This window comes from bacterium, assembly GCA_026416715.1.
Taxonomy (GTDB): domain Bacteria; phylum UBP4; class UBA4092; order JAOAEQ01; family JAOAEQ01; genus JAOAEQ01.
On sequence record JAOAEQ010000008.1, the window covers coordinates 1 to 24,371 of the forward strand.

Genomic DNA, 24,371 nt, shown 5'->3' on the forward strand with positions numbered 1-24,371 from the left:
TCTTCCCATGATCAATATGCCCTATCGTACCCACATTCACATGTAACTTCGTCCGCTCAAACTTCGGCTTCGCCATACTTAAATCCTCCTAAATATTCAGGTTGATATTAAAGATTAAGTAATTTAATGGTTTTACTAAGTTTATATAGTAAAATTTACCGTTTATATCTAATTTAAATAATTATTATAACACAATAGGATATAAAAAGGCAAATTCCATTTTAAACTCGTTGATTGTAAGCTAAACTTGGGCTAACAGTAGCAGAACTTTAATACGTGATAGTGATTAATACTATTTTAAGATTACAACTTTGAATTTTCGATGGAGCCCAAGAGCGGAATCGAACCGCTGACCACACCCTTACCAAGGGTGTGCTCTACCGACTGAGCTACTTGGGCATCTTTACTGGTAAACGGGTTTAAGAATAAAAGGACTAAGAACATGATGTCCTTAGTCCTAAATTTTATCATCTCAACTCCATTAAATAAGATACCCTAGCATAGATGGGTTTGTCAAGCAAGGTATGATATATTCAATGATTATTTATCAACTGTCCTCCTTGGATATCCTGACTAATAATGGTATAGTTTGCATCAAGTTCCAAATATATCCTAATTAACCGATAGCATTTATTATCCATCGCTTCTTTATGCAAAGTATAACAGGCGCCAGGCGTTTTCCCTGGTTCAGCAACCAAATCTGCTTTTGGATTTACCCGGATGATGAATTTTTCGCCACAATGGCTACATTGTATATGTAAGAAAATAACGTCTCGGTTGGTATTCGGTAACAATAACTTTTTGAGTATTCTACGGAACATGTTCAAAAGTGATTGTTGAGGATTCAGTTAAATGGTATCAGATAGTATTTTAAATGTTCTATACGGAAAACATTATACCATAAATGTTCAGCGCACATACTATGGTTCATAATTAAAAAACACTAGTGAATTTTTCCGCGTGTTAATGAAGCTAATATACCGAAACCACAAAGAATGGTGAAAATAATAAATGCTATACGAATGCTAGTTAAAAGTAGTGGATAATTTTCTGGCGATAATTTAGCCCGACCGATATATATTGAAAATATTAACGTGATTATACCCATACTAATGGTCATACCAAGTAACCGCATCGTTGCCATTGTTGCCGAAGCTACTCCATAAAACCGTTTTTCGACTGAGCTCATAACCGCGTTAGTATTCGGTGAAGAAAATAGCGCAAAACCGAATCCAAGCAACATCAAGTTGAATATACTATACCATATGGGGGTAGTAGTGTTTATCAGGATAAGTAAAGCCAATCCAATAGCACTTAGTGCCATACCGAACGAAGCGACAATGCGCGGTTCTATACTATCCGAAATTCGACCAGCAACAGGGGAAAATATTGCTTGAACCATTGGTTGAAAAATAAGCACAACCCCGCTATATTGCGGGGAGAGTCCTTTAATATATTGTAAATATAGGCTTAACAGGAAACTCACCGCTGCGGTTGCACTATAATTAATTAACGCCGCTAGATTCGAAAAAACGAATACCCGGTTATTTTGTAATATTGAAAGTTCAACGAGCGGAGATGCTGTTTTCTTTTCCCAAACGATAAAAGTTAATAGACCTACACCTGCGATGAGAATAAATCCGCCACCTGATAATGACGGCAGACGTGTTAATCCATACATAAACGCAATCAACATTATTCCATAAATGATTGAACCGATAATATCGAATTTCCTTTCATCAGTTTCTTTCCAATCGCCAGTAAGTTTCCATAGGGTGATTAATAGAATAAATATTCCTAGCAGGACGTTAATCAGAAAAATACTCCGCCAACCGAAATGTTGCGTAAGTATTCCACCGAGAAACGGACCGACCGATAACCCAAAATATACTACTGCAACGTTAATCCCGAGCACTTTTCCGCGTTCTTGTACCGGATACACCGAAGTGAGAATTGCAACTGCGGTTGCGAAAACCATTGCCCCGCCGATTCCCTGCAAGATACGGAAAATGATTAATGTAACGCCCGAATTCGCTAACGTGCATAAACATGAAGAAACCGTATACAGTGCAATTCCAACAAGATAAATTTTCTTGCGACCATAGATGTCTGCTAGTTGACCGAATGGAACGAGAAACATTGCTGCCGCAAGCATATAGGCGGTGGCTATCCAGCTTATACCAATTGCAGTCATCTGGAATTCAGTGCCAATAACCGGCAGTGCAATATTGAGCGCAGAACCCATAAAGGGAGTAAGAAACGACCCGAGAGTTGTTATCAATAGAACTACGGATTTATGCGGAATGATGTTATTCTTAATCAGAGCCATATTTATGAATAAACCAGGTTTTAACCAGATGCGTTAAAATAGAATAGGTGAGCAAAATCGCTATTAATAAGAACCAATAAAGTGGTGGTGGAGTTACAAACCCAAGACTTTTCGCGAGCGGTGAAATGGGTAACATAATTCCAATCCCCATAACCAGAAGAGTGGTTAAACTCATCATTTTGCTTGCGCGACTTTGGAAAAATGGGATTTTATTCGTGCGGATAATATGAACAATCAAAGTCTGGGTTAAAAGCGATTCGATAAACCAGCCGGTATGGAATAGCTGTTCGTGATAACTGTCGGCAATCCAGCAGTTAAAGATATAGAGCATTATGAAAAAAGTGGTATAATCGAAAATCGAACTGACTGGTCCAATCCAAAACATAAATCGCCGGATATTATCAATATTCCATTTTCGCGGTTGACGAAGATACTCTTCATCTACCCGGTCGGTCGGAATCCCGGTTTGCGAAAAATCATATAGCAGATTATTAACCAACACTTGAATCGGTGCCATAGGAATAAACGGTAAAAACCAGCTTCCACCGACAACGCTAAACATATTTCCAAAATTCGAGCTAGCACCCATTTTGATATATTTAATTATATTTCCGAATATTTTCCGTCCTTCCAGAACACCATCTTCTAAAACTAACAAGCTTTTTTTAAGGAGAATAATATCTGCCGATTCTTTAGCAATATCGACCGCAGTATCGACGGATATTCCGACATCAGCAGTTTTTAATGCTGGCGCATCGTTAATTCCATCACCCAAGAATCCAACTACATGCCCTTTTTTCTGTAATGCACGAATAATCATTTCTTTATGTTCTGGAGTTAACCGAGCGAAAACCGTTGCGTGTTCGCAGACATCAATGAAATCTGATTCCGATAATTTTTCCAATTGGTCTCCGGTAACGAGAGGAATAAAATCGAGACCAACCTCGCGGCAAATTTTGCGCGTAACCAATTCGTTATCTCCGGTTAAGATTTTGGTTACCACTCCGTTCTTTCGCAACAATTCGATTGCTTCTTTAGCGGTCTCTTTCGGCGGGTCAAGGAAAGCAATGAATCCTAAAAGGATAAGCGAAGTTTCATCTTGAACGGAATAAGCCGATTTCGGTTCAGATATATTCTTATAAGCTACCGCAAGAACGCGAAACCCTTCAGCACTTAACGACCGATATTCATCGCGTAAATCTTGTTTCAGCGATTCGTAGATTTCATTGATTTCATCTTCAACAATGAATCGGTCGCAAGCTTGGAAAATTTCTTCCAGTGCCCCTTTACAAATCAAAAGATGTTTTCCTGGTGCCTGTTGGTCTTCAACGATAACCGACATCCGCCGTCGAGAGAAGTCGAATGGAATCTCATCAACTTTCTTATAATGTTGTTCAACAGCAAATTCGGTATGATTGAGTACCGCGATGTCTAACAGATTTTTCAATCCGGTTTGGTAATAGCTATTGATATAAGCATAGCGCAATACTTCTTCATTTTCTTGGTTGGTAACATCCACATATCGTTCGAGAACGATTTTATCCTGGGTTAAAGTACCGGTTTTGTCGGTGCAAAGGATATCCATTGCACCGAAATTCTGAATAGAGTTCAACCGTTTAACAATAACCTTCTTCCGGGACATCGTTAATGCCCCTTTTGATAGATTCACAGTAACAATCATCGGGAGCATTTCCGGTGTTAAGCCGACGGCTACCGCTAACGCGAATAATACCGCTTCCTGCCATTTTCCCCAGCGGAAATAGTTTATCGCAAACACGACGATTACCATAACGACCATAATCCGAATCATCATTAGCGTAAACTGACGCAACCCTTTATCAAAACTCGTTTCAACTCGCTGGCCGATAAGTTTTTTCGAAATGCCACCAAAATAAGTTCTGGTGCCGGTCATAACCACAACTGCGGTCGCTGACCCGCTATAAACACTGCTTCCCATAAAACATGCGTTTTGGAATTCTAACGGATTGTTTCCAATGGTCGGTAATGGTTGAGCGAATTTTTCTACCGGCATAGATTCGCCGGTTAATGCAGATTGGTTAACAAAAAAGTCTTTTGATGAAATCAGACGGACATCAGCCGGAATCATATCTCCGGCAGAAAGATGCACAATATCACCAGGAACCAGATTCCGGAGCGGGATTTCTTGTTTTTTCCCATCACGGACAACGGTAGCAGTTGTTCGTATCATCGCGTAGAGTTTCTGCACCGCTTTCGACGAGCGATATTCCTGATAATGGGATAGGAAAACGCTCAAAAACAACATTCCCGAAACGATTATCGTTGACGGGATTTCACCCATAATATAGGATAAGATCCCAATTACAAGAAGTTGGATCACCAACGGATTTTTGAACCGAACGAGCAAATCAAGAACTGTGTTTCCTTTTCGGGTATGCGCCAGTTCATTCAACCCGAACTCTTTAACCCGAACCTCGGCTTCTTCACTGGTTAATCCGTTAGCAGAAGTGTGTAGGAAGCGGAATACCTCAAAGATTTCCAATGTTGCTACTTTGCTCATCTTTTTCGATAGTTCAGATGGTCCTTGGGTATAGAACGATTTATCTTGATTGAGATTAAAGAACCACGAAATAAACTGTTTTATCATATAAACTAGGAGAATTAATTTTTTAAAAAAGATTTGTAGGTATAGCTGAATATTATACCCTGAATTTCATTTGCAAACTAATTGAATTATATGCTTCAATACTAACCTTCAAAATAAGATAAAATCAAACAAGGAAAGGATAGCTATATGGAAAAATTCTTGTATCGAGTTCGCTGTTTAGTTTTCATTTGTAGTTTACTTGTGGTGGGGATACTTTTTGCCAAATCAGAACAAGCGCAACTATTTGCTGTCGGTTTCGTGTATCATGATGCGAACCGTAACCAGATTTATGACCCTGGAGAAAAAGGGATTCCGAACATTCGGGTTTCAAATGGTCGCGATATTGTTCTCACAGATGTTCAGGGTAGGTATCGAATTCCTATCGAAGCGGATATGATTCTTTTTGTTATTAAACCTACCGGATGGACAACCGCATTCGATGCGGATAATTTCCCGAAATTTTATTATATCTATAAACCATACGGGTCACCATCAACGAGATTTGCAGGCAGTACTCCAACTGGAGCATTACCCGAATCAATCGATTTTCCGCTTTATCCGCAGGATGAACCGAGCAATTTCAAAGTGCTCTTTTTCGGCGATATTCAGGTTAGGAATCGTAAAACCATCGAATATTTTGCGCGTTCTGTGGTTGAAGAGCTGATTGATACAGATGCGAAATTTGGGGTAACGCTAGGAGATAACGTGAGTGATATTCTCGATTTATATCCTGAGTTGAAATCGGTAATTGGTTATATTGGTATACCGATATATTTTACGTTCGGCAACCACGATTCGAATTATGATGTTACAACAGAAAAATATACCCATGAAACCTATTCTCGTTATTTCGGTCCGGTGTATTATTCATTTGAGTATGGGAAAGTGCATTTTATAGTGCTGGAAAATATTGCATGGAGCTATGATTCTCAGAGACAAAAACTTGCACCATATACCAGCGGACTCGGTCGTGACCAACTCGAGTTTATCAAGAACGATTTAGCGCTTGTCCCGAAAGATTATTTAATTGTTCTCGCCATGCATATCCCGATTATGGATATTAGAGAAAAAGGGAGTTTATTTCGTCTGTTGGAACAGTTTCCGTATACGTTTTCAATTTCCGGGCATGAGCATACTATGGAACATCGGTTTCTTACCCGCGCGGATGGCTGGTTTGGAGTGGAACCGCATCATCATTATATTGCCGGTGCGGTTTGCGGAAATTGGTGGTACGGAATGCCAGATGAATATGGTATTCCGCATTCAATGATGTCAGATGGGACACCTAGCGGATATGCGATTATAACATTTACCGGGAATAAATACTCTATCGAATATAAAGTCGCGCAGAAACCGAACTCGTTCCAGATGCATCTCTATGCGCCGGATGAAATTACCATTGACCAGATAACAACTACAGGAATTATCGTAAATATTTTTGCCGGTTCAGCGAAATCGAAAGTTGAAATTAAGTTCGGGAAAAAAGGATCTTGGTTTCCTATGGAAAAGGTATCGCTTCCTGACCCTTATTATACTAAACAGTTTGAACTAATTACCGAGAAACCTAACTGGATACCGAACGCAATCCTATGCCCACATATATGGCGCGCATCAATTCCTGCCAGTTTAGGTAAAGGGAGCCATCTTATTCAGGTGAGAACGACGGATATGTTTGGACATGTCTATACCGCTTATCGGGTTATTACAATTCAGTAATAGGTAATTAATTAAGCTAGATAAAAACGTCTGGCAGTTATGATTAGGAGTCTGTCTAATAAAACTCTAATCCAGACATTTAATTCCTTTCGTTAGCATGAAACAACCTATTTACCGGGTATATTTCGAGCGATTTTTATAGACGAGAACCAGTGGAACAGTGCTTTTATATCCAAATGATTTTATTGGAGTTGCAGTGTTATAAAGATACCATTCGAGCGCCCCAAAAAACCCTTGCCGGCAGTGAAGAATATAATATTCTGGTTCTTCAGAAGAAAAACATTGAATATCTTTCCGCAAATAGTCTTGTTCCTGATACCATTGAACCACTTCATCGCTAAATGACAGAAACCGAACTTTCCCATTTTCAGGAACTAACCTATTTAAATATCGCAGAACATCACAATTGACTGCTTCACACCAATAGGTCGATTCAAGCCCTTTCCGAAGAGCGCCATTGATTCCGCCAACGAGTTGGTTATAATAACTCAACTGATATGGATGCGAGTCAATAACGTGATACACCGGAAAAACCAATAGGATAATTGATAATATTATCGAAATGTAAGGGAGTGATATATCAGCCCCAAATTGTTTCGAGATAATTATTTTTATGCCCTCTTGAAGATACTTGAACCCTATCCCGGCGAGGATAGCTAAATACGGAAACGCCGGCAGGAACAATCTAATGCCGTCATATTTCGGGGTTGCCGGAGTTGATTGGAGTAAAATCGGAAACATGGCGTTAAACAATATTAGCATTTTAAAATCAACCTGATTTTGTTTACTAACATTAGGTATTAGGAATTTTGCATTTGGCATTTTCTCCCATATCATTGTGAACATAGCAATACCAATCAGGATTAACATTGTTAATGGAATCGTTGTCAAGGTATACACCAGCGGGTAATGCCACGGTGCAGGGACGAGTAGATACATTTTTCCGAAATAGTACACGGTAGTAAACTTATGTTGCGCGTAGAAAAAAAGGTATTCCATAATCCGATGTTTGGTATCGAACCATAGCCAAGGCCAGGTTAGGAAGAAAACAATTGGTGATATAAATAACATACAAAATGCGTTGGTTCCATATTCTTTCCGCCGATAGAGTTGCGCCCATAGAAAAAGTGGTATCGGGAGAAACAATACGTTAATTTTCGTTGCCAAACCTATTCCCCAGATAAGACCGGTTATAACACTCCACTTCCACCGTTGTTGGTCGTTACCAGTAGAGGCAAGTCCTTTATAAAAACAAAATACGGTTGCAAACCAGAGTAACGTTAATGGGATATCAGTGGTAGCAAAATGTGCCTGTCCGAAAATGCGTGGCATTAAAAAAAAGGCAACGGATGAAAATAGCGCTATCGACCGGTCGAAGTGTTCTAGGGTAAATAGGTAAATCAAAACGATAAGCAAGCCGAATAGAATAAATTCTGCTAGCCGGAACGCATATAGATCACCGAAAATACCCGCAAACCAACCGTGCATTATCCCAGTGATTAGTTTTGAAAATGACGGATGTTCATGTATCTTAAACCAATATTGTGTGATTGCGGTATCTGAAATGGCTTGAGTCGGATGCGTGAACAGAAGTTTCAACCAACGATATGCATCGATTGCTGGTTGAAAATTATATGGTTCATCCCAAGCAAGACCATAATGACCGCTGGTCGCGCTCAATATAAAAAATGTTGTTAAGAACAACATGAGTATAATTATCAAATCAAATTTTTGCATACCGCTTTTTATTTTATCGTATTTTAAGGTAAACTAGTAAGTAAAAGAATATAGGCCGTTTAAACAGCATACATTTTAAATCTAAAATATAACTAAAAATGTTTGTTTTTAATTGAAAATTTCATTAGGATTTATTCTAGATTTCGATATACGGAGTCAACTAAACCATATTTTATGGCAACGAAATTGATTTTAATCCGCCATGGTGAAACCGATTGGAATATCCAGCAGCGATACCAAGGACATAGTGATACCGAGCTGAACGAGAACGGTCGCCATCAGGTACGGATGCTAGCGAAACAGTTGGAAAACGAACCGATTGACGTTATTTATACTAGCGATTTAATCCGTGCAGTTCAGACTGCAACCATTATTTCTAACGGCAGAAATATTCCGATTCATAAACATGCGGGATTACGCGAATGCAGTTTCGGTATTTGGGAAGGGAAAACTTTTGAAGAGATGCAAAACCAGTTCCCGGAAGAAGTTGCTCGAATCAAAGCCGACCCAGTTCATGCAATACGCACCGGCGGAGAAAGTAGACATCAATTATTGACTCGCGTGGTAAAAACAATTCAAGAGATTATCCATCGTCATCCGAATCAGACTATTGCTATTGTCGCTCACGGCGGTTCCCTTGCAGTTGCAATGGAATATATTACTGGCGAAGGGTTAATCGCTCGATCGAAATATTGGCTAGATAACGCTCGGTATCATATCGTTGAATATGATAATGGCAAAAGTAAAATTCTTTATTTAGGGTCGTCCGCATCTTCTTCCACTTAACCATAACGTCTTTTAGTACCAACTCTCCAAGGCGCAACGTTTGTTGTTTATCATAAAAGGATAGTATATTAAACTATGAGAAATATTTCCAAGGTCTTTCATCTATGATTATTGGTAAAACCCCGGTGAACTTGGTGCATATTTTTTTGTGATGTAGGTTTTTCGTTTGTAGTGTTTATAGTACAGAGAGATTTACCTTGCTCAAAATAAGCAAGCTTTGATAAAATTCAACCGATAAATATTAAGTATTATTATGTATTTTTGGTTAGATATATTTAATGCAGCTATGCTCGGTGGATTGATTTTCCTTGATTCCGCAGCAGTAGCGCAGATAATGGTTTCGCAACCGATCGTTTGTGCGCCATTGCTAGGATGGTTTCTCGGCGATTGGCAGAGCGGATTACTTATTGGAGCACTACTAGAACTCCTCTGGATTGGGAAGCTGCCTATCGGGTCGCATGTTCCGCCTGAAGCGCCTATTTCGGCGATAACCGCAACAATCATCTATATTAGCTTCATCCAGAATGCGGTTGGTCCAATCGGTTCATTAGCATTAGCTGCTGCGCTGGTCTGCGGAATAATTAACGGATGGATTGGTGGTGCGCTAACCATAGCGATTCGGAAATTCAATAATCGGTTTAATCGCATGGCGGACCGTGCTGCAGAACGCGGAATGTTCCATGAGATAGATACAATAAATTTTATTTCGATTTTATTGATTTGGAGTACTGCGACCATATTGATTTTTATCGGAACGATTATTCCCGTATCTATTTTCGTTGTTGGAATCCCTTCGGTTATCCGATTAAATTTGCTGCAATATACGGTATTGCTGTTAGTCGCGATAGGTATTGCGGTTATTTTAGATTTATTCCAACTGCCGAATCGGAAACGATATTTCTTGATAGGGCTCAGCGCAGGTTTAATATTGACCGTTGTATATACTTATCTATTCAAAATCTGAAAAATAACCATAATTGGAGAGAATAGCAAATCATACCGGCTGATAAATGGGAAATAGGGGAGAATATAATGGCGGAGAGTAAACCGATAACTAAATTAACGTTATTTTGGGTTGGGCTTCGCGCAAGTTGTATCATGGCAGTATGGAATTTCGAACGGATGCTTAATATCGGATTCACGTATAGTCTCCTGCCGGTCTTGCGCCGGTTATATTCGACTGCGGAGCAACGGAAACAAGCGTTATCCCGGCATCTGAAATTTTTCAATACCCATCCCTATTTTGCTTCATACATTTTAGGATTAGTTATTGCTAAAGAAGAAAAACTAGCTAACGAAAACGCACAACCATCTGATGCAGCATTTTTGCGAGCTGAACAGGATATTCAAAATATCAAAACTACATTAATGGGTCCATTCGGTGCTCTCGGAGACACATTCTTCTGGTCAACATTCCGTCCATTTTTAGCATTATTAGCCGTAATGATGGTAATTTTAAATATCCCTAATTGGACCGTAGCAGCGCTAGCCCCAATCGGGTTCGTCGTATGGTATAATGTAGCACATATTTATATTCGCATCGGTGGGGTCTATCGTGGGTATAAACTTGGCGATGATATAGTGTTATGGTTGCGGCAGTTTAATCTCGCGAATACGATTGAGAAACTACAAAAAGTCGGTCTCGCAATAGCTGGGATATTTCTCGGGTTGACAGGATTATATTTTTGCTCCACCACATCGGATTGGCATAGCCTGACCTATGAGCGATTGTGGTTCGCTATTAAAATACTGATATTGACGCTAATTGTGTATATTGGATTGCATAAAAAGATGCATACGACCCGAATATTTCTCCTGGGATTATTAGCAATAAGCGGTTATGAGTTGACTATACAATATCGACTCGGGCAGATTTACGGGTTTGCGCTAGTCGGTATCGTTATGATGCTCTATTTTACCGTGGTATTTTGGGGAGATATTAAAGAACAAGCGAAAGGCTAAAGCGCACATCAAAAAAGATACCATTAACACGTTCAACGATATATTTTGGTCGTAATTACTTCATTATTTAGATAAATAGACTTTTTTATTTTTATTTGGGCTAATCCACAGGGGATCCATGGCGAAAGTATCACGTCCAGTAAAAGTTTTAAATGAACTTGGGCTCCATCTCCGCCCAGCTGGAATTTTAGTTAAAGTAGCGAACCGATATAAATCCGAGATAACGCTTGAAAAAGATGGAGAGAAAGTGAATGCGAAAAGTATTATGGGCGTAATGATGCTCGGAGCGGAACCAAATTCAACGGTGGTGATTAGCGCTGAGGGTGATGATGCAGAGGCCGCGGTTGCTGCGCTAGAAGAATTATTTACGACGCAATTTGCGGAGTTATCCAATGATAAAACAGTAGGAATATAAAATAGTTAGGGAAGCACGAAAGAACGGAAAAACGGGAAAACCATAAGGACGGAAGTTCAACAGTTTTTTCGTTTTATCGTTATGATTAATTATGCTAACAGGTATAGGGGTTTCGCCGGGAGTAGCGATCGGCAAAGTTTTTTTATTAGATAGTGACCGCTATTTTGTTCCGGAACGGAAACTTAGTGAATCGGAGATTGCTGATGAAATATCACGATTCCGCCAAGCGGTTGAGCAGACCAAACAACAACTGATGGACCTGAAAACGAAAGTAGAAAAGGAGATAGGAGCAACCGCGGCAGAAATTTTTGCGACTCATTTGATGTTATTAGAAGACCCGAGTTTAATCCAGCAGACCATCGAGCGGATTCGTCAGGATAAAACAAATGCTGAATATCTCTTCACGCAGGTTCTACAGAAAATGATAGCGGTTTTTGCGAAAATGGAAGACGAATATTTGCGGGAACGAGCTACCGATTTACGTGATGTTGGACGGCGAGTGATTAGCAATCTGCTTGGGAAAGAACGGGAAACATTAGCGAAATTGGAAGAAGAAGTGATTGTGGTTGCGTATGACCTTGCTCCATCAGATACCGCTTCAATGGTCAAAGAGAAAGTGATTGGTTTTGCCACTGATACTGGGAGTAGAACATCGCATACTGCGATTATGGCGCGTGCACTTGAAATTCCCGCAGTGGTTGGATTGGGCAACATCACTGCCTCAGTGAAATCCGGAGATACACTTATCGTTGATGGTTCACACGGGGTAGTTATCGTCAATCCTGATCCAGCAACCTTAGCGGAATATCAGGAAAAGCAACGGCGCTACATTTTGTTCGAGCGGGAATTAGAAAAAATTAAAGGGTTACCGGCAGAAACGACTGATGGATATCGAGTAACCATAGCTGCAAACATTGAGTTGCCAGAAGAAATTGAGCACGTTAAAAAGCATGGCGCTGATGGTGTCGGATTATACCGCACTGAATTCTTATACATGAACCGACCGGATTTCCCATCAGAAGAAGAACAGTTTGAAGCATATCGGGTTGTAGCGGAAAGTCTCGCTCCGCAACCGGTGATTATCCGGACGATTGACCTTGGTGGTGATAAGTTTATTTCACAGCTCGATATGCCTGCGGAAATGAATCCGTTTTTAGGATGTCGCGCGATTCGGTTCTGTTTAGAGCGTCCGGATGTATTTAAAACTCAGTTACGTGCTATTGTTCGGGCAAGTATGTTTGGTTCAGTTAAGATAATGTTCCCGATGATATCCGGCGTTAAAGAGCTTCGTGCGGCGTTATCGATTCTTGATGAGACCAAACGGGAATTAGCTGCTGAAGGAGTTGAATACGACCAGAATTTGCAGGTCGGGGTTATGATTGAAATTCCATCAGCAGCGATGACCGCAGATATTTTAGCGAAAGAAGTTGATTTTTTTAGTATTGGAACGAATGATTTGATTCAATATACGCTAGCGGTTGACCGAGTAAATGAACGGATAGCGCATCTATACGACCCACTTCATCCTGCAATATTGCGGTTTATTAAATGGGTGATTGATGCTGGGCATAATGCGGGGATTTGGGTCGGAATGTGTGGTGAAATGGCATCAGACCCAATGTTTACGATGATTCTTCTCGGATTAGGATTAGATGAATTTAGTATGGGACCGGTAGCGATTCCCGGAATTAAAAAAATTATTCGATCAGTTAGCATGCAGGAATCGAAAGAGTTAGCGAGAACGGTATTCAATTTATCAACTGCAGATGAAATTCGTGAATATTTGCAACGGCGCGTTTCACAAATTCTACCAGAACTGGTGTAAAGAATTGTCCGAAATGAATTGTCCTAAGTCCTGAGCTTGAGATTTACGACGTCGATTTCGGATTTACACCTGAACGGTTATATGTCAACTTTTATTTTTGATAATATTCAAAAGATCGAGAAAATTGACCAGCATAATATGGGTGCATTGCTGTATGATTTAGCAGAACAATGTCAAGCAGCGGTTACTATCGGAGAACAATTTAAGCGAAACTCGAATAACACAAATATTACGAACATCCTGTTCGCTGGGCTTGGCGGGTCAGCAATCAGTGGTGATTTATTACGCAATTATCTAGCAGAACAATTGGCGGTACCGCTAGTAGTAAGTCGAAATTATACCTTACCGAATTTCGTTGGTTCTACGACCTTATTCATTGCGAGTAGTTATTCAGGAAACACAGAAGAAACCCTGTCTGCCTATGATATCGCCAAGAAAAAGAAAGCGCAAATTCTTTGTATTACCAGCGGTGGAAAATTAGCCGAACGCGCGGTAAACGATGGATTTCCGGTTATCATTATTCCTTCAGGATTACCACCAAGAACCGCTATCGGCTATTCGTTTTTCCCGGCGTTAATAGCATTAGCTAACTTAGCGTTGATTCCGGAACAAACATCTGCGGCAACCGAGGTTATCGCTCTCTTAAAACGGTTACGTGAACAATATGCGCCAGAAGTTGCTATGGAACAGAACCTGACAAAACAAATCGCAAGTCGGCTCTACGGTAAACTCCCGGTCATTTATGCTTCTGGTGATAGATTTGAAAGTATCGTTATGCGATGGCGCTGTCAGATAAACGAAAATAGCAAATGTTTAGCGAATTCTCAGGTATTCCCGGAATTAAATCATAACGAAATTGTTGGTTGGGAAGTGCAAAAAGAGTTAATGCAGAAGATGCATGTTATTTACATCCGCGATAAAGAAGACCATCCGCAAGTGCAAAAACGGTTTCAGATAACCCGGGAATTGATTGAAGAATATGCGGATGGGATAACTGAGCTATGGACAATCGGGAATTCGCTATTAGCCCGGATGTGGTCGGTGTTATATTGTGGCGATTATGTGAGTTATTATCTAGCGATATTAAACGAAGTCGACCCAACCCCGGTTACCAAAATTAACTATTTAAAAGAAAAATTGACAAAATAACGATTGAAAAACCGAAAAATTTGAAAACAGAAAGTTATCGGTTACCATCTATAGAATTGCCGGCATTGAATTAGAATTATTCTTCCGTTTTTATGTTTTTCGGTTACGTATAGTATGTCCCATTCGAATAAGTTGTGGTCAGGTAGATTCAAAACAGCTACCGATACTGACGTAGAACAGTATACCGTTTCGTTGCATTTCGATAAACGATTATATAAATATGATATTCTCGGCAGTATCGCCCATGTGCGGATGCTTGGGAAATGCCGGATTATTTCCCATGCTGAAATGCACAAAATTATTCGCGGGTTACAGGAAATATTGCATGAATTCGAATCTGGAAAATTCAAATATAATCCCGCGGATGAAGATATCCATATGAGTATTGAAAAGCGATTACACGAGAAAATCGGCACCACAGCAGGAAAACTGCATACCGCTCGCAGTCGGAATGACCAGATTGTGTTAGATATGCGGTTATACTTACGCGAAGTGATAGCTGACCTTGACGGGTATCTAAAACACTTACAACAGACCCTGATACAATTAGCGGAAAAAAATCTTACCATAATTATGCCGGGGTTTACCCATTTACAGCATGCACAGCCGGTGCTACTTTCACATCATTTACTAGCGTATTTTGAGATGTTCGACCGCGACCGCGACCGGCTGCGTGAAACTTATCGTCGGGTTAATGTTATGCCGCTTGGTGCCGGAGCACTTGCTGGAACCTCGTTTCCGATTGACCGGAATTATGTTGCTAAACAGCTTGGGTTTCCGATAATATCGAAGAATAGTATTGATACCGTTTCTGACCGGGATTTTATCATCGAAGTTCTAAACGATACAGCAATCCTGATGATGCATTTATCGCGACTTGCTGAAGAGTTAGTGTTATGGTCAACGCCGGAATTCGGGTTCATCGAAATAGGCGATGCGTTTTGTACCGGAAGTAGTATTATGCCGCAGAAAAAAAATCCGGATGTTGCCGAGTTAATCCGCGGGAAAACCGGGCGCGTTTATGGAAACCTTATATCCGTGTTAACAGTTTTGAAAGGATTACCGTTATCCTACAACCGCGATTTACAGGAAGATAAAGAGCCATTATTCGATTCGATTGATACCATTATCGGAACCTTATCGGTTTTGATAAAAATGCTACCGAGCATAAAGTTCAATGTGCAACGAATGCGGTTAATGGCAGAGTTGGGTTACGCTAACGCTACAGATGTAGCCGATTATCTGACGAAAAAAGGGGTTCCATTCAGAGAAGCGCATACCATTGTCGGAAAGCTGGTTCAATATTGCATCCGCCATAAGAAAATTTTGGAAGAACTCCCGCTGGAAATATACCAACAGTTCCACCCAAAGTTTCAGCGAGATATTTATCAAATTTTAGATATTCGACATAGTGTAGATTCGCGAAATCTCCCGGGTGGAACCGCTACGGTTCAGGTAACAAAAGCTATTGCCGAAGCGAAAAAGAGATTAAAAAAAGAACTGCTAACAAACCGTTACGCTTAGCTTAATATTATCATTTCCAGAAATTTAGTTTTTGATTAGTATGACCGTTACTGAAGTATTACATGCTATCAAACTCCCGGCGTATGAATATTTCGCCGACCCAGTCGAATTGACAGACGCTATGGTTGTTCAGAATCGCGACCGATTGATTCGCGAAATAACCCGGTTTGCTGGATTACATTCAATTTATCTTGCTAATTATCAGATTTATCCTGGAATAACCAAACTAGATTTGATTTATGTGCTCCATGACCATCACGATGTTAAAGTGGTCGAATCCGGATTAATTGCTGCTACCCGGAAACTGATTTCTGATACCCCCATATTTTATTTTCCTCGATTGTATCCCGAACGAATCTTTCGCGAAATATATCAGCTTTCACCGCCGTTATCACTCCAGCGAGTACACGGTCCGGAAATCAGGTTCAATTTTTTACCGGAAGAAGAACGGTCGTTTACCTGGTGCTCATTTCTCAACGACCGATTGGTAATATCGCCCTTAAACTTTTTTATCCCAGCGTTAGTTGATGGGAAATTTGCCGTTGCGGATACGTTACGACAGCTTGAAACCACGCGCGATTTATTATTGTATTTCACTCGCGCGACCCGGATGAACATTAACCGATGGCAACCGTTTATGTTCGATTTAACGAAGTTACTGCAGAATTGGTTCCGATTAGGATTAGAACGATATCAACTGGTTAAAGAGTTGGTTCGAACCGCGGTGGTTATACTTTTTGAATTAATCGAAACGTTTTGCAAATATCTGTTAAAGGAAAAACTGATTTTCTCGCAGGAGAAACAGAAGGTAGTTGTTCCGGAAACTGCGAGTATGCAATTAACCGGACAACATGCTGATAATGCATTTCGAATTCAATCTACAAAACCCGCATTTGCAGCGAGTTTTTTCGCTGAAAATGTTAAAGCGATTTTTCTTGACCAATGGCAACCGGGAACTGCATTCCAGAAAATGATTGCTACGTATCAGAGAAACCGAGAATTTTATGTTTATCTTCCGAAAGAATTAGCAATCCAGTTAGAGCAATATTCGCACGGAACAGATTACCATACGAAACAGGTGCAAAAAGTGTTGTTAGTTAAAGAATGGCTTGGCGGATTAGCGTTTCCGAACGTTATCGATGCCCGGAATCGGTTGCTCAGTAAACAGCAGGAATTCTTAGCGAAATTTAAATCGGTACCCGCATCGTCAGATTTATTCCAATACCCAGTTGAAAAAACGCAGCGATGGAATAAATTTGCGCCCTCGTTTCTTGGCGATAAACTCGCTGAGAAACGCGAACTGGAACGAAAACTATGGCAGGAAAAACGCTGTACGGAATTAGTTACCGCAAGTTAACCAAAATTAGATTCTCTATTCTAAAAAGGATTAATCGGAATATCGGAAATTGAAATCAGCTGAAAACGATTCAAACGCAGAGGGTAGGTTTTAACCGTATCGTTTTATTTCCAATTTCGATATACGAGATTCGAACGAGATAATGAGATAAAATTATGCATCAATTTCAATATCGAAACAACGAATTATATTGCGAGCAGGTGCGTATCAAAGATATTGCTGAACAGGTCGGAACACCGTTTTACCTTTATAGTCGGCAGACGTTAATTGAACATTATCGGAGACTCGATACCGCATTTGCTGCGATTGACCATCTCATTTGCTATTCGATAAAGGCGAATTTCAATTTAGCGTTATGCAAACTTCTGTGCGAGCAAGGATGCGGAGCGGATATTGTGTCCGGTGGCGAATTATATCGCGCGTTACAAGCCGGATTCGACCCGCAGAAAATTGTTTACGCTGGCGTCGGGAAAACGGCAGAAGAAATCGAGTACGCTTTAAACTCGAATATTTTAATGTTCAACGTTGAATCGATGCCGGAAGCGGAACTCATCAGTCAGATTGCTACCCGATTAAAGAAAACCGCTAAACTAGCGATTCGGGTTAATCCGGATGTTGATGCGCATACCCACGACTATATTACCACCGGAAAAAAAGAAAATAAGTTCGGAATAGATTACCACGATGCGCCGGAATTCTATCATCGGGTTAAACAATTACCGAATCTAGCTGTGGTCGGAATGCATATTCATATCGGTTCACAAATCGAGACCCCGCAACCGTATATCGCTTCGATTAAACGGGTTATCACGCTCTTGCATAAACTGCGCGATTCCGGAATACATCTTGATGTATTCAATATGGGTGGTGGGATGGGTATCGTGTACCATAACGAACGACCGATGCCCGCAACTGAATTTGCTGCCGCAATTGTCCCGTTAGTAGCAAATCTCGGATGTCGGCTCATTTTAGAACCTGGCAGGTATCTGGTCGGAAACGCCGGAATATTATTAACCAAAGTGCTCTATGTTAAAAAAACGCACGAAAAAACGTTTGTTATCGTTGATGCGGCAATGACCGATTTAATTCGCCCAGCACTTTATAATGCATATCACGAAATTCTTCCGGTAGTAAAAAACGATTCTGCAAAAATGCTCGAAGCGGATATTGTCGGACCGGTTTGTGAATCCGGCGATTTTTTTGCACATAATCGGAAAATTCAAGAAGTTCAATCCGGCGATTTAGTAGCGATAATGAGTGCGGGTGCGTATGGATTTTCGATGGCATCGAATTATAATTGCCGGCCGCGTCCAGCAGAAGTTTTAGTTGAGCATGCGACGTATCGCATTGTGCGGAAACGGGAAACCTACGAAGATTTATTAAAAAATGAGAAATAACTGAGAGATTTGAGAAACGAACGCACGGAGGAACTAGAAACTAAAGAATAAGAACCGATAAGATTATGTTCCTACGTTCTTTCGTTCTTCCATGAGTTTGATAGGGAGGTATAAAACCGGATGAATATTCCATTCAGTAAATTTAGTGGAGCTGGGAACGATTTTATTCTGATTGATAATCGTGAGCAGAACATATCGTCAGACGGTATCTCGTTTACCGATGAGAATGGTTCCACACACCAGCTTGCGCTACCGACGCTTATCAATAGACTCTGCCGTCGGGGGTTATCCGTCGGTGCGGATGGCGTTATTCTGATTGAAAATTCGAAAACAGCGGATTTTAAAATGCGATATTTTAACGCTGACGGTTCTGAAGCGGATACCTGCGGGAACGGCGCTCGGTGCGCTGCTCGATTCGCGTTTCTGAAACAAATCGCGCCACGCCGGATGCGGGTTGAAACCCGCGCCGGACTCTATGAAGCGGAAATAACTGACCAGAATCTGGTTAAAGTTAAAATGAGCGATCCCGGTCAGCCGAAATTGAATATTATGCTTACGGTTAAATCCGGGCAATTACGAACCCATTTTATTCATACCGGAGTTCCGCACGTTGTCGTTTTCATTTCTGATATTCTCGAAATGTTGAAACGACCGACTACACTTGATGACCTTGATGTGGTTAATCTCGGTAGGGAACTTCGGTATCATCCAGAATTTCAGCCAGCAGGAACGAATGTTAATTTCGTTAAATGCGAGAATAAACAGACGTTACGGATTCGAACCTATGAACGTGGGGTTGAAAATGAAACGCTCGCTTGCGGAACTGGCTCAATTGCGAGTACAATTATTGCGTATCGGTTAGGTCGAGTTAGTTCGCCAGTAACCGTGCATACACGTAGCGGAAGTTTACTAAAAGTATATTTCGAAGCGACCCCGGATACCATTACCAACGTCTATCTTGAAGGCGATGCCCGGTTCGTGTATGATGGAATAATCTATGCAGATGCGGTAAAATAATATCCATAATAAATATTTAAATACCGCGAACGCGCTAGGTCGGAAATTTCATACAGGCTAACAGCCTGTGGTACTGTAGCGGAGTCCTTGAGAGTAACGCCGCCTGTTAGGCGGTAGAGAATATAATTTGTATTTAAATTTACTTTACAGGCTGACAGCCTGCGGTACTATAGCTGAGTCCTTGAGAATAGCGCCGCCTGTTAGGCGGTGAAAGAGGATAAGGTGTATTTCAATGTCCTTTTACAGGTACCAGTGTGCGAAACCGTAGTTGAACAACCCTTGACTAACGCTGGTCCGAAAAAATATGAACAGGGAAAATAAATATTTCCTATTCAATATTCTTCTATTCACGCTGATGTTATCTAGGATAGCGATAAGTCAACAGACCGATAAACCGAGTTCAGATACGGCGCTATCGCGAGTTGCAGTAGTTGATTTTGAAGCTATCGGGAGCGGGGTTGACCGCGAGTTTGGCAAAGGAGTCGCAGAGATTTTATCTTCTGCGTTAATCAAATCGAAAAAATATCGTGTGATTGAACGGAGTGCGCTCTTGAAGGTGCTGAAAGAGCAGAAATTACAGATGACCGATTTAGTTGACACAAAAAGTGCGGTTGAAGTCGGGAAATTTCTCGGTGCAGAAACGATTGTTACCGGCAGTATCATTAAAATGGGGAAAAGTTATACGTTAACCCCACGGTTTATTGACGTACAAACCGCAACCGCGAAAGAAAGCGAGAATTTAACCTGCACGAACGAAGAAGAAATACCACGGATGTGCAACCAAATCGTCGAGATTTTAATTGGCGAACGGCTGAAACCGAAATCAGTTACCTATCAGAAGGCTGGAGATTTGGAATTTGTTGACCAGAGTGCTGATGGTCGGTTTAAGGTTACCCGCGAGGGGATTATTCTGGATACGAGAACGGATTTAATGTGGGCACCAGACCCTGGCGGAGATAGAACGTGGTATCAAGCGAAAGAGTATGCCGAAAATCTGACGTTAGGCGGATATACTGACTGGCGACTCCCTACCAGAGCGGAATTAAAAGGATTGTATGAGCCATCGAAAGAGCATAAACCGTACGGGCACGAAGATTGGGGTTCTACAATAAAGATTGATCCGGTATTTAAGTTTAGCGGATATTGGGCGTGGAGTTCGGAATTATACGAAAGCGAAGGTTCTTCCGGTGCCTGGCTCTTGGACTTCGACGATGGCTACGAGGACTGGATCGACCGCGACGACTCCGACGGCGACAGAGTCTTGCCGGTCCGTTCCCGAAGGTAATATTGGTTATTTGGTTATTTGAATCTTTGATTATTTGAGGTTTTGGGGAGTCCAGAGGGGTTTACCCCTCTGGACGCGAAATTTTTTTATAGGGAAAAGAACATGGCACAATATGAACATCTCCAGATATATAAATCCACATTTGATTTACTGGTTTACTTTGAGAAAATAGTCAGGAATTTCAGCCGATATAATAAATATACTCACGGTTCAGCGCTAAGGAATATTACCCGAGATATCCTGCTATTGATTATTCGCGCAAATAACAGTTATGATAAAAAACCGGTTCTAGAAGAAATCCGGCTAAAACTCGAAGAGTTAAAACAGGTGATTCACGTTTGTAAAGAGCTACAGGTATTTCCCAATTTCAATTCATTTCAAACTAGTATTAATCAAGTAATCGAGATTGCGAAACAGAACGAGGGATGGCTCAAACATTCTTCGACTCGAGGGAATCGGTCTGAATCACAACCCAATCCTCATTAAAGGTAGGAATGTGAGCGAGCCAAGTAACATTACCTTGTCCTTCCCGCCCAGGTGGCATAGATATTCAGGAAATGGTATCCGAAACGGACTCGATTTCCGATGGCTAGCCGGGTATTCCGGCTAGGAAGTGGAAGGAAAAAAGGTTCTTCCGGTGCCTGGAACTTAAACTTCAACAATGGCAACGAGAACTGGAACAACCGCGACAACTCCAACAACAATCGGGTGTTGGCTGTCCGTTTCCGAAGGTAATATTGGTTATTTGGTTATTTGAATCTTTGATTGTTTGAGGTTTTGGGAAGTCCAGAAGGGTTTACCCCTCTGGACGCGAAAGTAACGCCGCCTGTTAGGCGGTGACAGAGTATAATTTGTATTTAAATTTACTTTACAGGCTGACAGCCTGTGGTACTGTAGTTGAATACTTGAGAGTAGCGCCGGCTATTAGCCGATATCATAGTTCAATTTTATTTACTTTTTTTACAGGCTGACAGCCTGCGGTACGATCCTGAAATTTTTCGGGTTAACCTTATTTGAACCCACCAGCTAAACTCCGTAAACCTGATTGGAATGCGTATCTGGAAGAAATATCTTCCCGTAAACTCGAATCGTTCTATCATTATACTCCGATAAAAAACCTCCCGCAAATATTATCTGCTGGCGGAATCTATAGTCGGCATCAGGCACGGTTACGAAATATTCAGCCGATAGAAATCCACGGATGGGGTGATAAATGGAAAGAACTCGAAGATTATATCTGTTTAAGTTTAGTTCCGCCGAGATGGATGCTGGATAAGAGCACCGAGCAATATTTAGCGCTGGCGATACAACCGTATGTCGCCGGATATCAAGGCACACTGTTTTCGTTGCGCAGTAGCGCAAGTATCGAAGTTAATGTAGTCGTATTAAAATCGCAGGATACAATTGACGATTTCGTTCGGTTATTTCGTAATCCGGATGAACCGAACCCGAAAAATCGATTATCAGAAATTCTGGTTGAAGATTTTATCCCGATATCGGATATACAGGCGATATATCTACCGACGTGGAAAGGTAACATACGCTACTTCTGGGTCTGGTTATTCAAAAAATGGAGTAATTTCCCTCGGTATGGTTTCTCCTACCCACCATTATTCGTTGACCCAAACAAGAAGTTATTCTAACCGTTATTGAATATTTAACTACGGACTTACATCCTGGCGGTTCCCCCTGTTGGCAAAAGCCAGGGCATTGAACCCAAATTAGGGGATAGATAAATTTAGTGCCTACAAAAAAAATCCGCTCGTTATCTCCCTTGCAGTCAATCTGACAGGAGAAAAATTTCAGTCGTCCCGAACGGGACTGAACTAACCGGGACGACTTATCAATCCCAGCCATAAATGGCTGGGCTAAATTCACTCATCCCTGAACGGGATAGATGGTTATAGCCCAGAACGGCAGTTCTGGGTTCAAAATTCACGGTTCCAAATTAGTCCCGATAGGGACGGATGAACCGAGATACTTCTCGCCACCTGAACATTATTACCAATCGGTGCATTCCGTTTGTAAACGCGGATAAATAATCTAGCAACATTTGTCAATTCTTTATATAATTAAAAAGGAAAAGAGAAAGGAGATACGATACAAAATGAAAAAGAAGTTTTATGGTTCACTAGTTGCAATCGTTACCCCGTTTAAAAACGGGCTGATTGACGAACAAGCGTTAACCGATTTGATTGAATGGCATATCGCCAACGGAACTGATGGGATAGTTCCCTGCGGGACTACCGGCGAATCCGCTACATTATCCCACGAAGAACATGAACGGGTTATTGAAATTACCGTTCAAACCGTTCGTGGTCGAATTCCGGTCATCGCCGGTTCCGGGTCGAATAGCACGAAGGAAGCGATTCGGTTAACCAAATTTGCGGAAAAAGCTGGTGCGGATGCTGCGCTGCTGATTAGTCCGTATTATAATAAACCGACACAAGAAGGACTCTATCAGCATTTTAAAGCGGTTTCAGAAGCGGTAGATATCCCGTTATTTTTGTATAATATTCCCGGTAGAACCGCAGTCAATATTTTACCGGATACCATGGCGCGACTCGCTGAATTAAAAAATATTATCGGCGTGAAAGAAGCGACCGGCGATATGAAACAGGTTGCTGAAACTATTGCGGTTTGTCCGAAAGATTTTATGATACTATCCGGCGATGATTTTACGACATTACCGCTATTAGCGCTCGGCGGGCACGGTGTCATTTCCGTTGTAGCAAATGTTGTTCCGAAAGAAACGGCAGCGATGTGTACCGCGTGGTTCGACGGAAATATCAACGAAGCAAGACGGTTACATTATTATCTACTCCCGTTAACGCAAGCAATGTTCCTAGAAACCAATCCGATACCGGTTAAAACTGCGTTAGCAGTAATGGGTAAAATTGACTCGGAATTGCGATTGCCACTATATCAGATGAGTAACAAAAATCTAGATAAACTGAAAGAAATACTTAGCCAGTATCAATTGATTTAGCTCCGAATATCAAAATCCGAATTTCGGAGTTTGAAAAAAGGGAGGTACTATGGCATTAAATAAAGAGTTATTAGAGATACTCGCTTGTCCAGTATGTAAAACGGATGTGATATATAACGAAGAAAAACAACAAATTATCTGCACCAAATGCGGCCGGAAATATCCGGTTAGAGATGATATTCCGATAATGCTGGTTGATGAAGCGATAACCGATGAGAAGTAAGAGGTAGTACCGCCTGTCTCGACGGTATCAGTTT

20 protein-coding genes and 1 tRNA gene are annotated in these 24,371 nt (G+C 41.1%); 16 read left to right on the plus strand and 5 right to left on the minus strand.

All coding sequences use genetic code 11. The features are described 5' to 3' along the window. Nucleotides 1-323 precede the first annotated feature (323 nt). From N3A72_04605 to mgtA, 4 genes are all read right to left on the minus strand, one after another. Nucleotides 324-399, minus strand: a tRNA-Thr gene (locus N3A72_04605). A 134-nt stretch (nt 400-533) separates the two neighbouring features. Then, entirely contained in the window at nt 534-821 is a 288-nt protein-coding gene (locus N3A72_04610; GenBank protein ID MCX7918884.1) for a hypothetical protein, read from the minus strand. A 122-nt stretch (nt 822-943) separates the two neighbouring features. Next, the gene (locus N3A72_04615) at nt 944-2,329 is read right to left on the minus strand and encodes an MFS transporter (GenBank protein ID MCX7918885.1); all 1,386 of its coding nucleotides are present in this window, start codon (nt 2,327-2,329) and stop codon (nt 944-946) included. Then, on the minus strand, nt 2,316-4,955 hold the full coding sequence (gene mgtA, locus N3A72_04620) for a magnesium-translocating P-type ATPase (protein MCX7918886.1): 2,640 nt from the start codon (nt 4,953-4,955) through the stop codon (nt 2,316-2,318). The genes N3A72_04615 and mgtA overlap by 14 nt, the downstream gene beginning before the upstream one ends. A gap of 147 nt (nt 4,956-5,102) precedes the next feature. Here mgtA and N3A72_04625 point away from each other — a divergent pair, with 147 nt between their 5' ends. Beyond that, nucleotides 5,103-6,671: a calcineurin-like phosphoesterase family protein gene (locus N3A72_04625; protein MCX7918887.1), complete on the plus strand. Its 1,569-nt coding sequence runs from the start codon at nt 5,103-5,105 to the stop codon at nt 6,669-6,671. A gap of 111 nt (nt 6,672-6,782) precedes the next feature. Here N3A72_04625 and N3A72_04630 read toward each other — a convergent pair whose 3' ends face one another. After that, a complete protein-coding gene (locus N3A72_04630) occupies nt 6,783-8,408 on the minus strand; it encodes a glycosyltransferase family 39 protein (GenBank protein ID MCX7918888.1) in 1,626 nt (541 codons plus the stop codon). A gap of 174 nt (nt 8,409-8,582) precedes the next feature. On the opposite strand from N3A72_04630, the gene N3A72_04635 reads away from it, so the two are divergent. The 15 genes from N3A72_04635 to N3A72_04705 all read left to right on the plus strand — a co-directional run bounded on the left by N3A72_04635 (nt 8,583) and on the right by N3A72_04705 (nt 24,337). Continuing rightward, nucleotides 8,583-9,194, plus strand: coding sequence for a histidine phosphatase family protein (locus N3A72_04635; GenBank protein ID MCX7918889.1), 612 nt, complete (start codon nt 8,583-8,585; stop codon nt 9,192-9,194). A gap of 253 nt (nt 9,195-9,447) precedes the next feature. After that, nucleotides 9,448-10,158, plus strand: coding sequence for a PTS sugar transporter subunit IIC (locus N3A72_04640; GenBank protein MCX7918890.1), 711 nt, complete (start codon nt 9,448-9,450; stop codon nt 10,156-10,158). Nucleotides 10,159-10,226: 68 nt separating this feature from the next. Then, nucleotides 10,227-11,156 carry a PTS system mannose/fructose/sorbose family transporter subunit IID gene (locus N3A72_04645; protein MCX7918891.1) on the plus strand — a complete coding sequence of 310 codons (930 nt, stop codon included), beginning with the start codon at nt 10,227-10,229 and terminating at the stop codon, nt 11,154-11,156. 118 nt (nt 11,157-11,274) lie between these two features. After that, nucleotides 11,275-11,571 (plus strand): HPr family phosphocarrier protein, encoded by a 297-nt coding sequence (locus N3A72_04650; GenBank protein MCX7918892.1) that lies wholly within the window; start codon nt 11,275-11,277, stop codon nt 11,569-11,571. Nucleotides 11,572-11,662: 91 nt separating this feature from the next. Next, nucleotides 11,663-13,396, plus strand: a complete 1,734-nt coding sequence (gene ptsP / locus N3A72_04655) for a phosphoenolpyruvate--protein phosphotransferase (GenBank protein MCX7918893.1) — start codon at nt 11,663-11,665, stop codon at nt 13,394-13,396. Nucleotides 13,397-13,477: 81 nt separating this feature from the next. Next, the gene (locus N3A72_04660) at nt 13,478-14,545 is read left to right on the plus strand and encodes a bifunctional phosphoglucose/phosphomannose isomerase (GenBank protein ID MCX7918894.1); all 1,068 of its coding nucleotides are present in this window, start codon (nt 13,478-13,480) and stop codon (nt 14,543-14,545) included. A 114-nt stretch (nt 14,546-14,659) separates the two neighbouring features. Next, complete coding sequence (gene argH, locus N3A72_04665; protein MCX7918895.1) at nt 14,660-16,069, plus strand: argininosuccinate lyase; 1,410 nt, start codon at nt 14,660-14,662, stop codon at nt 16,067-16,069. A 40-nt stretch (nt 16,070-16,109) separates the two neighbouring features. Next, on the plus strand, nt 16,110-17,426 hold the full coding sequence (locus N3A72_04670) for a hypothetical protein (protein MCX7918896.1): 1,317 nt from the start codon (nt 16,110-16,112) through the stop codon (nt 17,424-17,426). Between the two features lie 155 nt (nt 17,427-17,581). Then, on the plus strand, nt 17,582-18,823 hold the full coding sequence (lysA, locus tag N3A72_04675; protein ID MCX7918897.1) for a diaminopimelate decarboxylase: 1,242 nt from the start codon (nt 17,582-17,584) through the stop codon (nt 18,821-18,823). Between the two features lie 120 nt (nt 18,824-18,943). Then, the gene (gene dapF / locus N3A72_04680) at nt 18,944-19,840 is read left to right on the plus strand and encodes a diaminopimelate epimerase (protein ID MCX7918898.1); all 897 of its coding nucleotides are present in this window, start codon (nt 18,944-18,946) and stop codon (nt 19,838-19,840) included. A 304-nt stretch (nt 19,841-20,144) separates the two neighbouring features. Further along, nucleotides 20,145-21,125, plus strand: a complete 981-nt coding sequence (locus N3A72_04685) for a DUF1566 domain-containing protein (protein MCX7918899.1) — start codon at nt 20,145-20,147, stop codon at nt 21,123-21,125. 102 nt (nt 21,126-21,227) lie between these two features. Continuing rightward, a complete protein-coding gene (locus N3A72_04690; protein ID MCX7918900.1) occupies nt 21,228-21,611 on the plus strand; it encodes a four helix bundle protein in 384 nt (127 codons plus the stop codon). Between the two features lie 527 nt (nt 21,612-22,138). Continuing rightward, complete coding sequence (locus N3A72_04695; protein MCX7918901.1) at nt 22,139-22,768, plus strand: DUF4433 domain-containing protein; 630 nt, start codon at nt 22,139-22,141, stop codon at nt 22,766-22,768. A gap of 464 nt (nt 22,769-23,232) precedes the next feature. Continuing rightward, a complete protein-coding gene (gene dapA / locus N3A72_04700) occupies nt 23,233-24,114 on the plus strand; it encodes a 4-hydroxy-tetrahydrodipicolinate synthase (GenBank protein ID MCX7918902.1) in 882 nt (293 codons plus the stop codon). Between the two features lie 49 nt (nt 24,115-24,163). Then, nucleotides 24,164-24,337 carry a Trm112 family protein gene (locus N3A72_04705; GenBank protein ID MCX7918903.1) on the plus strand — a complete coding sequence of 58 codons (174 nt, stop codon included), beginning with the start codon at nt 24,164-24,166 and terminating at the stop codon, nt 24,335-24,337. Nucleotides 24,338-24,371: the final 34 nt, after the last annotated feature.

Bases quoted from the DNA above. Each gene is read 5' to 3' on its own strand.
- N3A72_04610 (MCX7918884.1), bottom strand. From the start codon at position 821: ATGTTCCGTAGAATACTCAAAAAGTTATTGTTACCGAATACCAACCGA.
- N3A72_04615 (MCX7918885.1), bottom strand. From the start codon at position 2,329: ATGGCTCTGATTAAGAATAACATCATTCCGCATAAATCCGTAGTTCTA.
- mgtA (MCX7918886.1), bottom strand. From the start codon at position 4,955: ATGATAAAACAGTTTATTTCGTGGTTCTTTAATCTCAATCAAGATAAA.
- N3A72_04625 (MCX7918887.1), top strand. From the start codon at position 5,103: ATGGAAAAATTCTTGTATCGAGTTCGCTGTTTAGTTTTCATTTGTAGT.
- N3A72_04630 (MCX7918888.1), bottom strand. From the start codon at position 8,408: ATGCAAAAATTTGATTTGATAATTATACTCATGTTGTTCTTAACAACA.
- N3A72_04635 (MCX7918889.1), top strand. From the start codon at position 8,583: ATGGCAACGAAATTGATTTTAATCCGCCATGGTGAAACCGATTGGAAT.
- N3A72_04640 (MCX7918890.1), top strand. From the start codon at position 9,448: ATGTATTTTTGGTTAGATATATTTAATGCAGCTATGCTCGGTGGATTG.
- N3A72_04645 (MCX7918891.1), top strand. From the start codon at position 10,227: ATGGCGGAGAGTAAACCGATAACTAAATTAACGTTATTTTGGGTTGGG.
- N3A72_04650 (MCX7918892.1), top strand. From the start codon at position 11,275: ATGGCGAAAGTATCACGTCCAGTAAAAGTTTTAAATGAACTTGGGCTC.
- ptsP (MCX7918893.1), top strand. From the start codon at position 11,663: ATGCTAACAGGTATAGGGGTTTCGCCGGGAGTAGCGATCGGCAAAGTT.
- N3A72_04660 (MCX7918894.1), top strand. From the start codon at position 13,478: ATGTCAACTTTTATTTTTGATAATATTCAAAAGATCGAGAAAATTGAC.
- argH (MCX7918895.1), top strand. From the start codon at position 14,660: ATGTCCCATTCGAATAAGTTGTGGTCAGGTAGATTCAAAACAGCTACC.
- N3A72_04670 (MCX7918896.1), top strand. From the start codon at position 16,110: ATGACCGTTACTGAAGTATTACATGCTATCAAACTCCCGGCGTATGAA.
- lysA (MCX7918897.1), top strand. From the start codon at position 17,582: ATGCATCAATTTCAATATCGAAACAACGAATTATATTGCGAGCAGGTG.
- dapF (MCX7918898.1), top strand. From the start codon at position 18,944: ATGAATATTCCATTCAGTAAATTTAGTGGAGCTGGGAACGATTTTATT.
- N3A72_04685 (MCX7918899.1), top strand. From the start codon at position 20,145: ATGAACAGGGAAAATAAATATTTCCTATTCAATATTCTTCTATTCACG.
- N3A72_04690 (MCX7918900.1), top strand. From the start codon at position 21,228: ATGGCACAATATGAACATCTCCAGATATATAAATCCACATTTGATTTA.
- dapA (MCX7918902.1), top strand. From the start codon at position 23,233: ATGAAAAAGAAGTTTTATGGTTCACTAGTTGCAATCGTTACCCCGTTT.
- N3A72_04705 (MCX7918903.1), top strand. From the start codon at position 24,164: ATGGCATTAAATAAAGAGTTATTAGAGATACTCGCTTGTCCAGTATGT.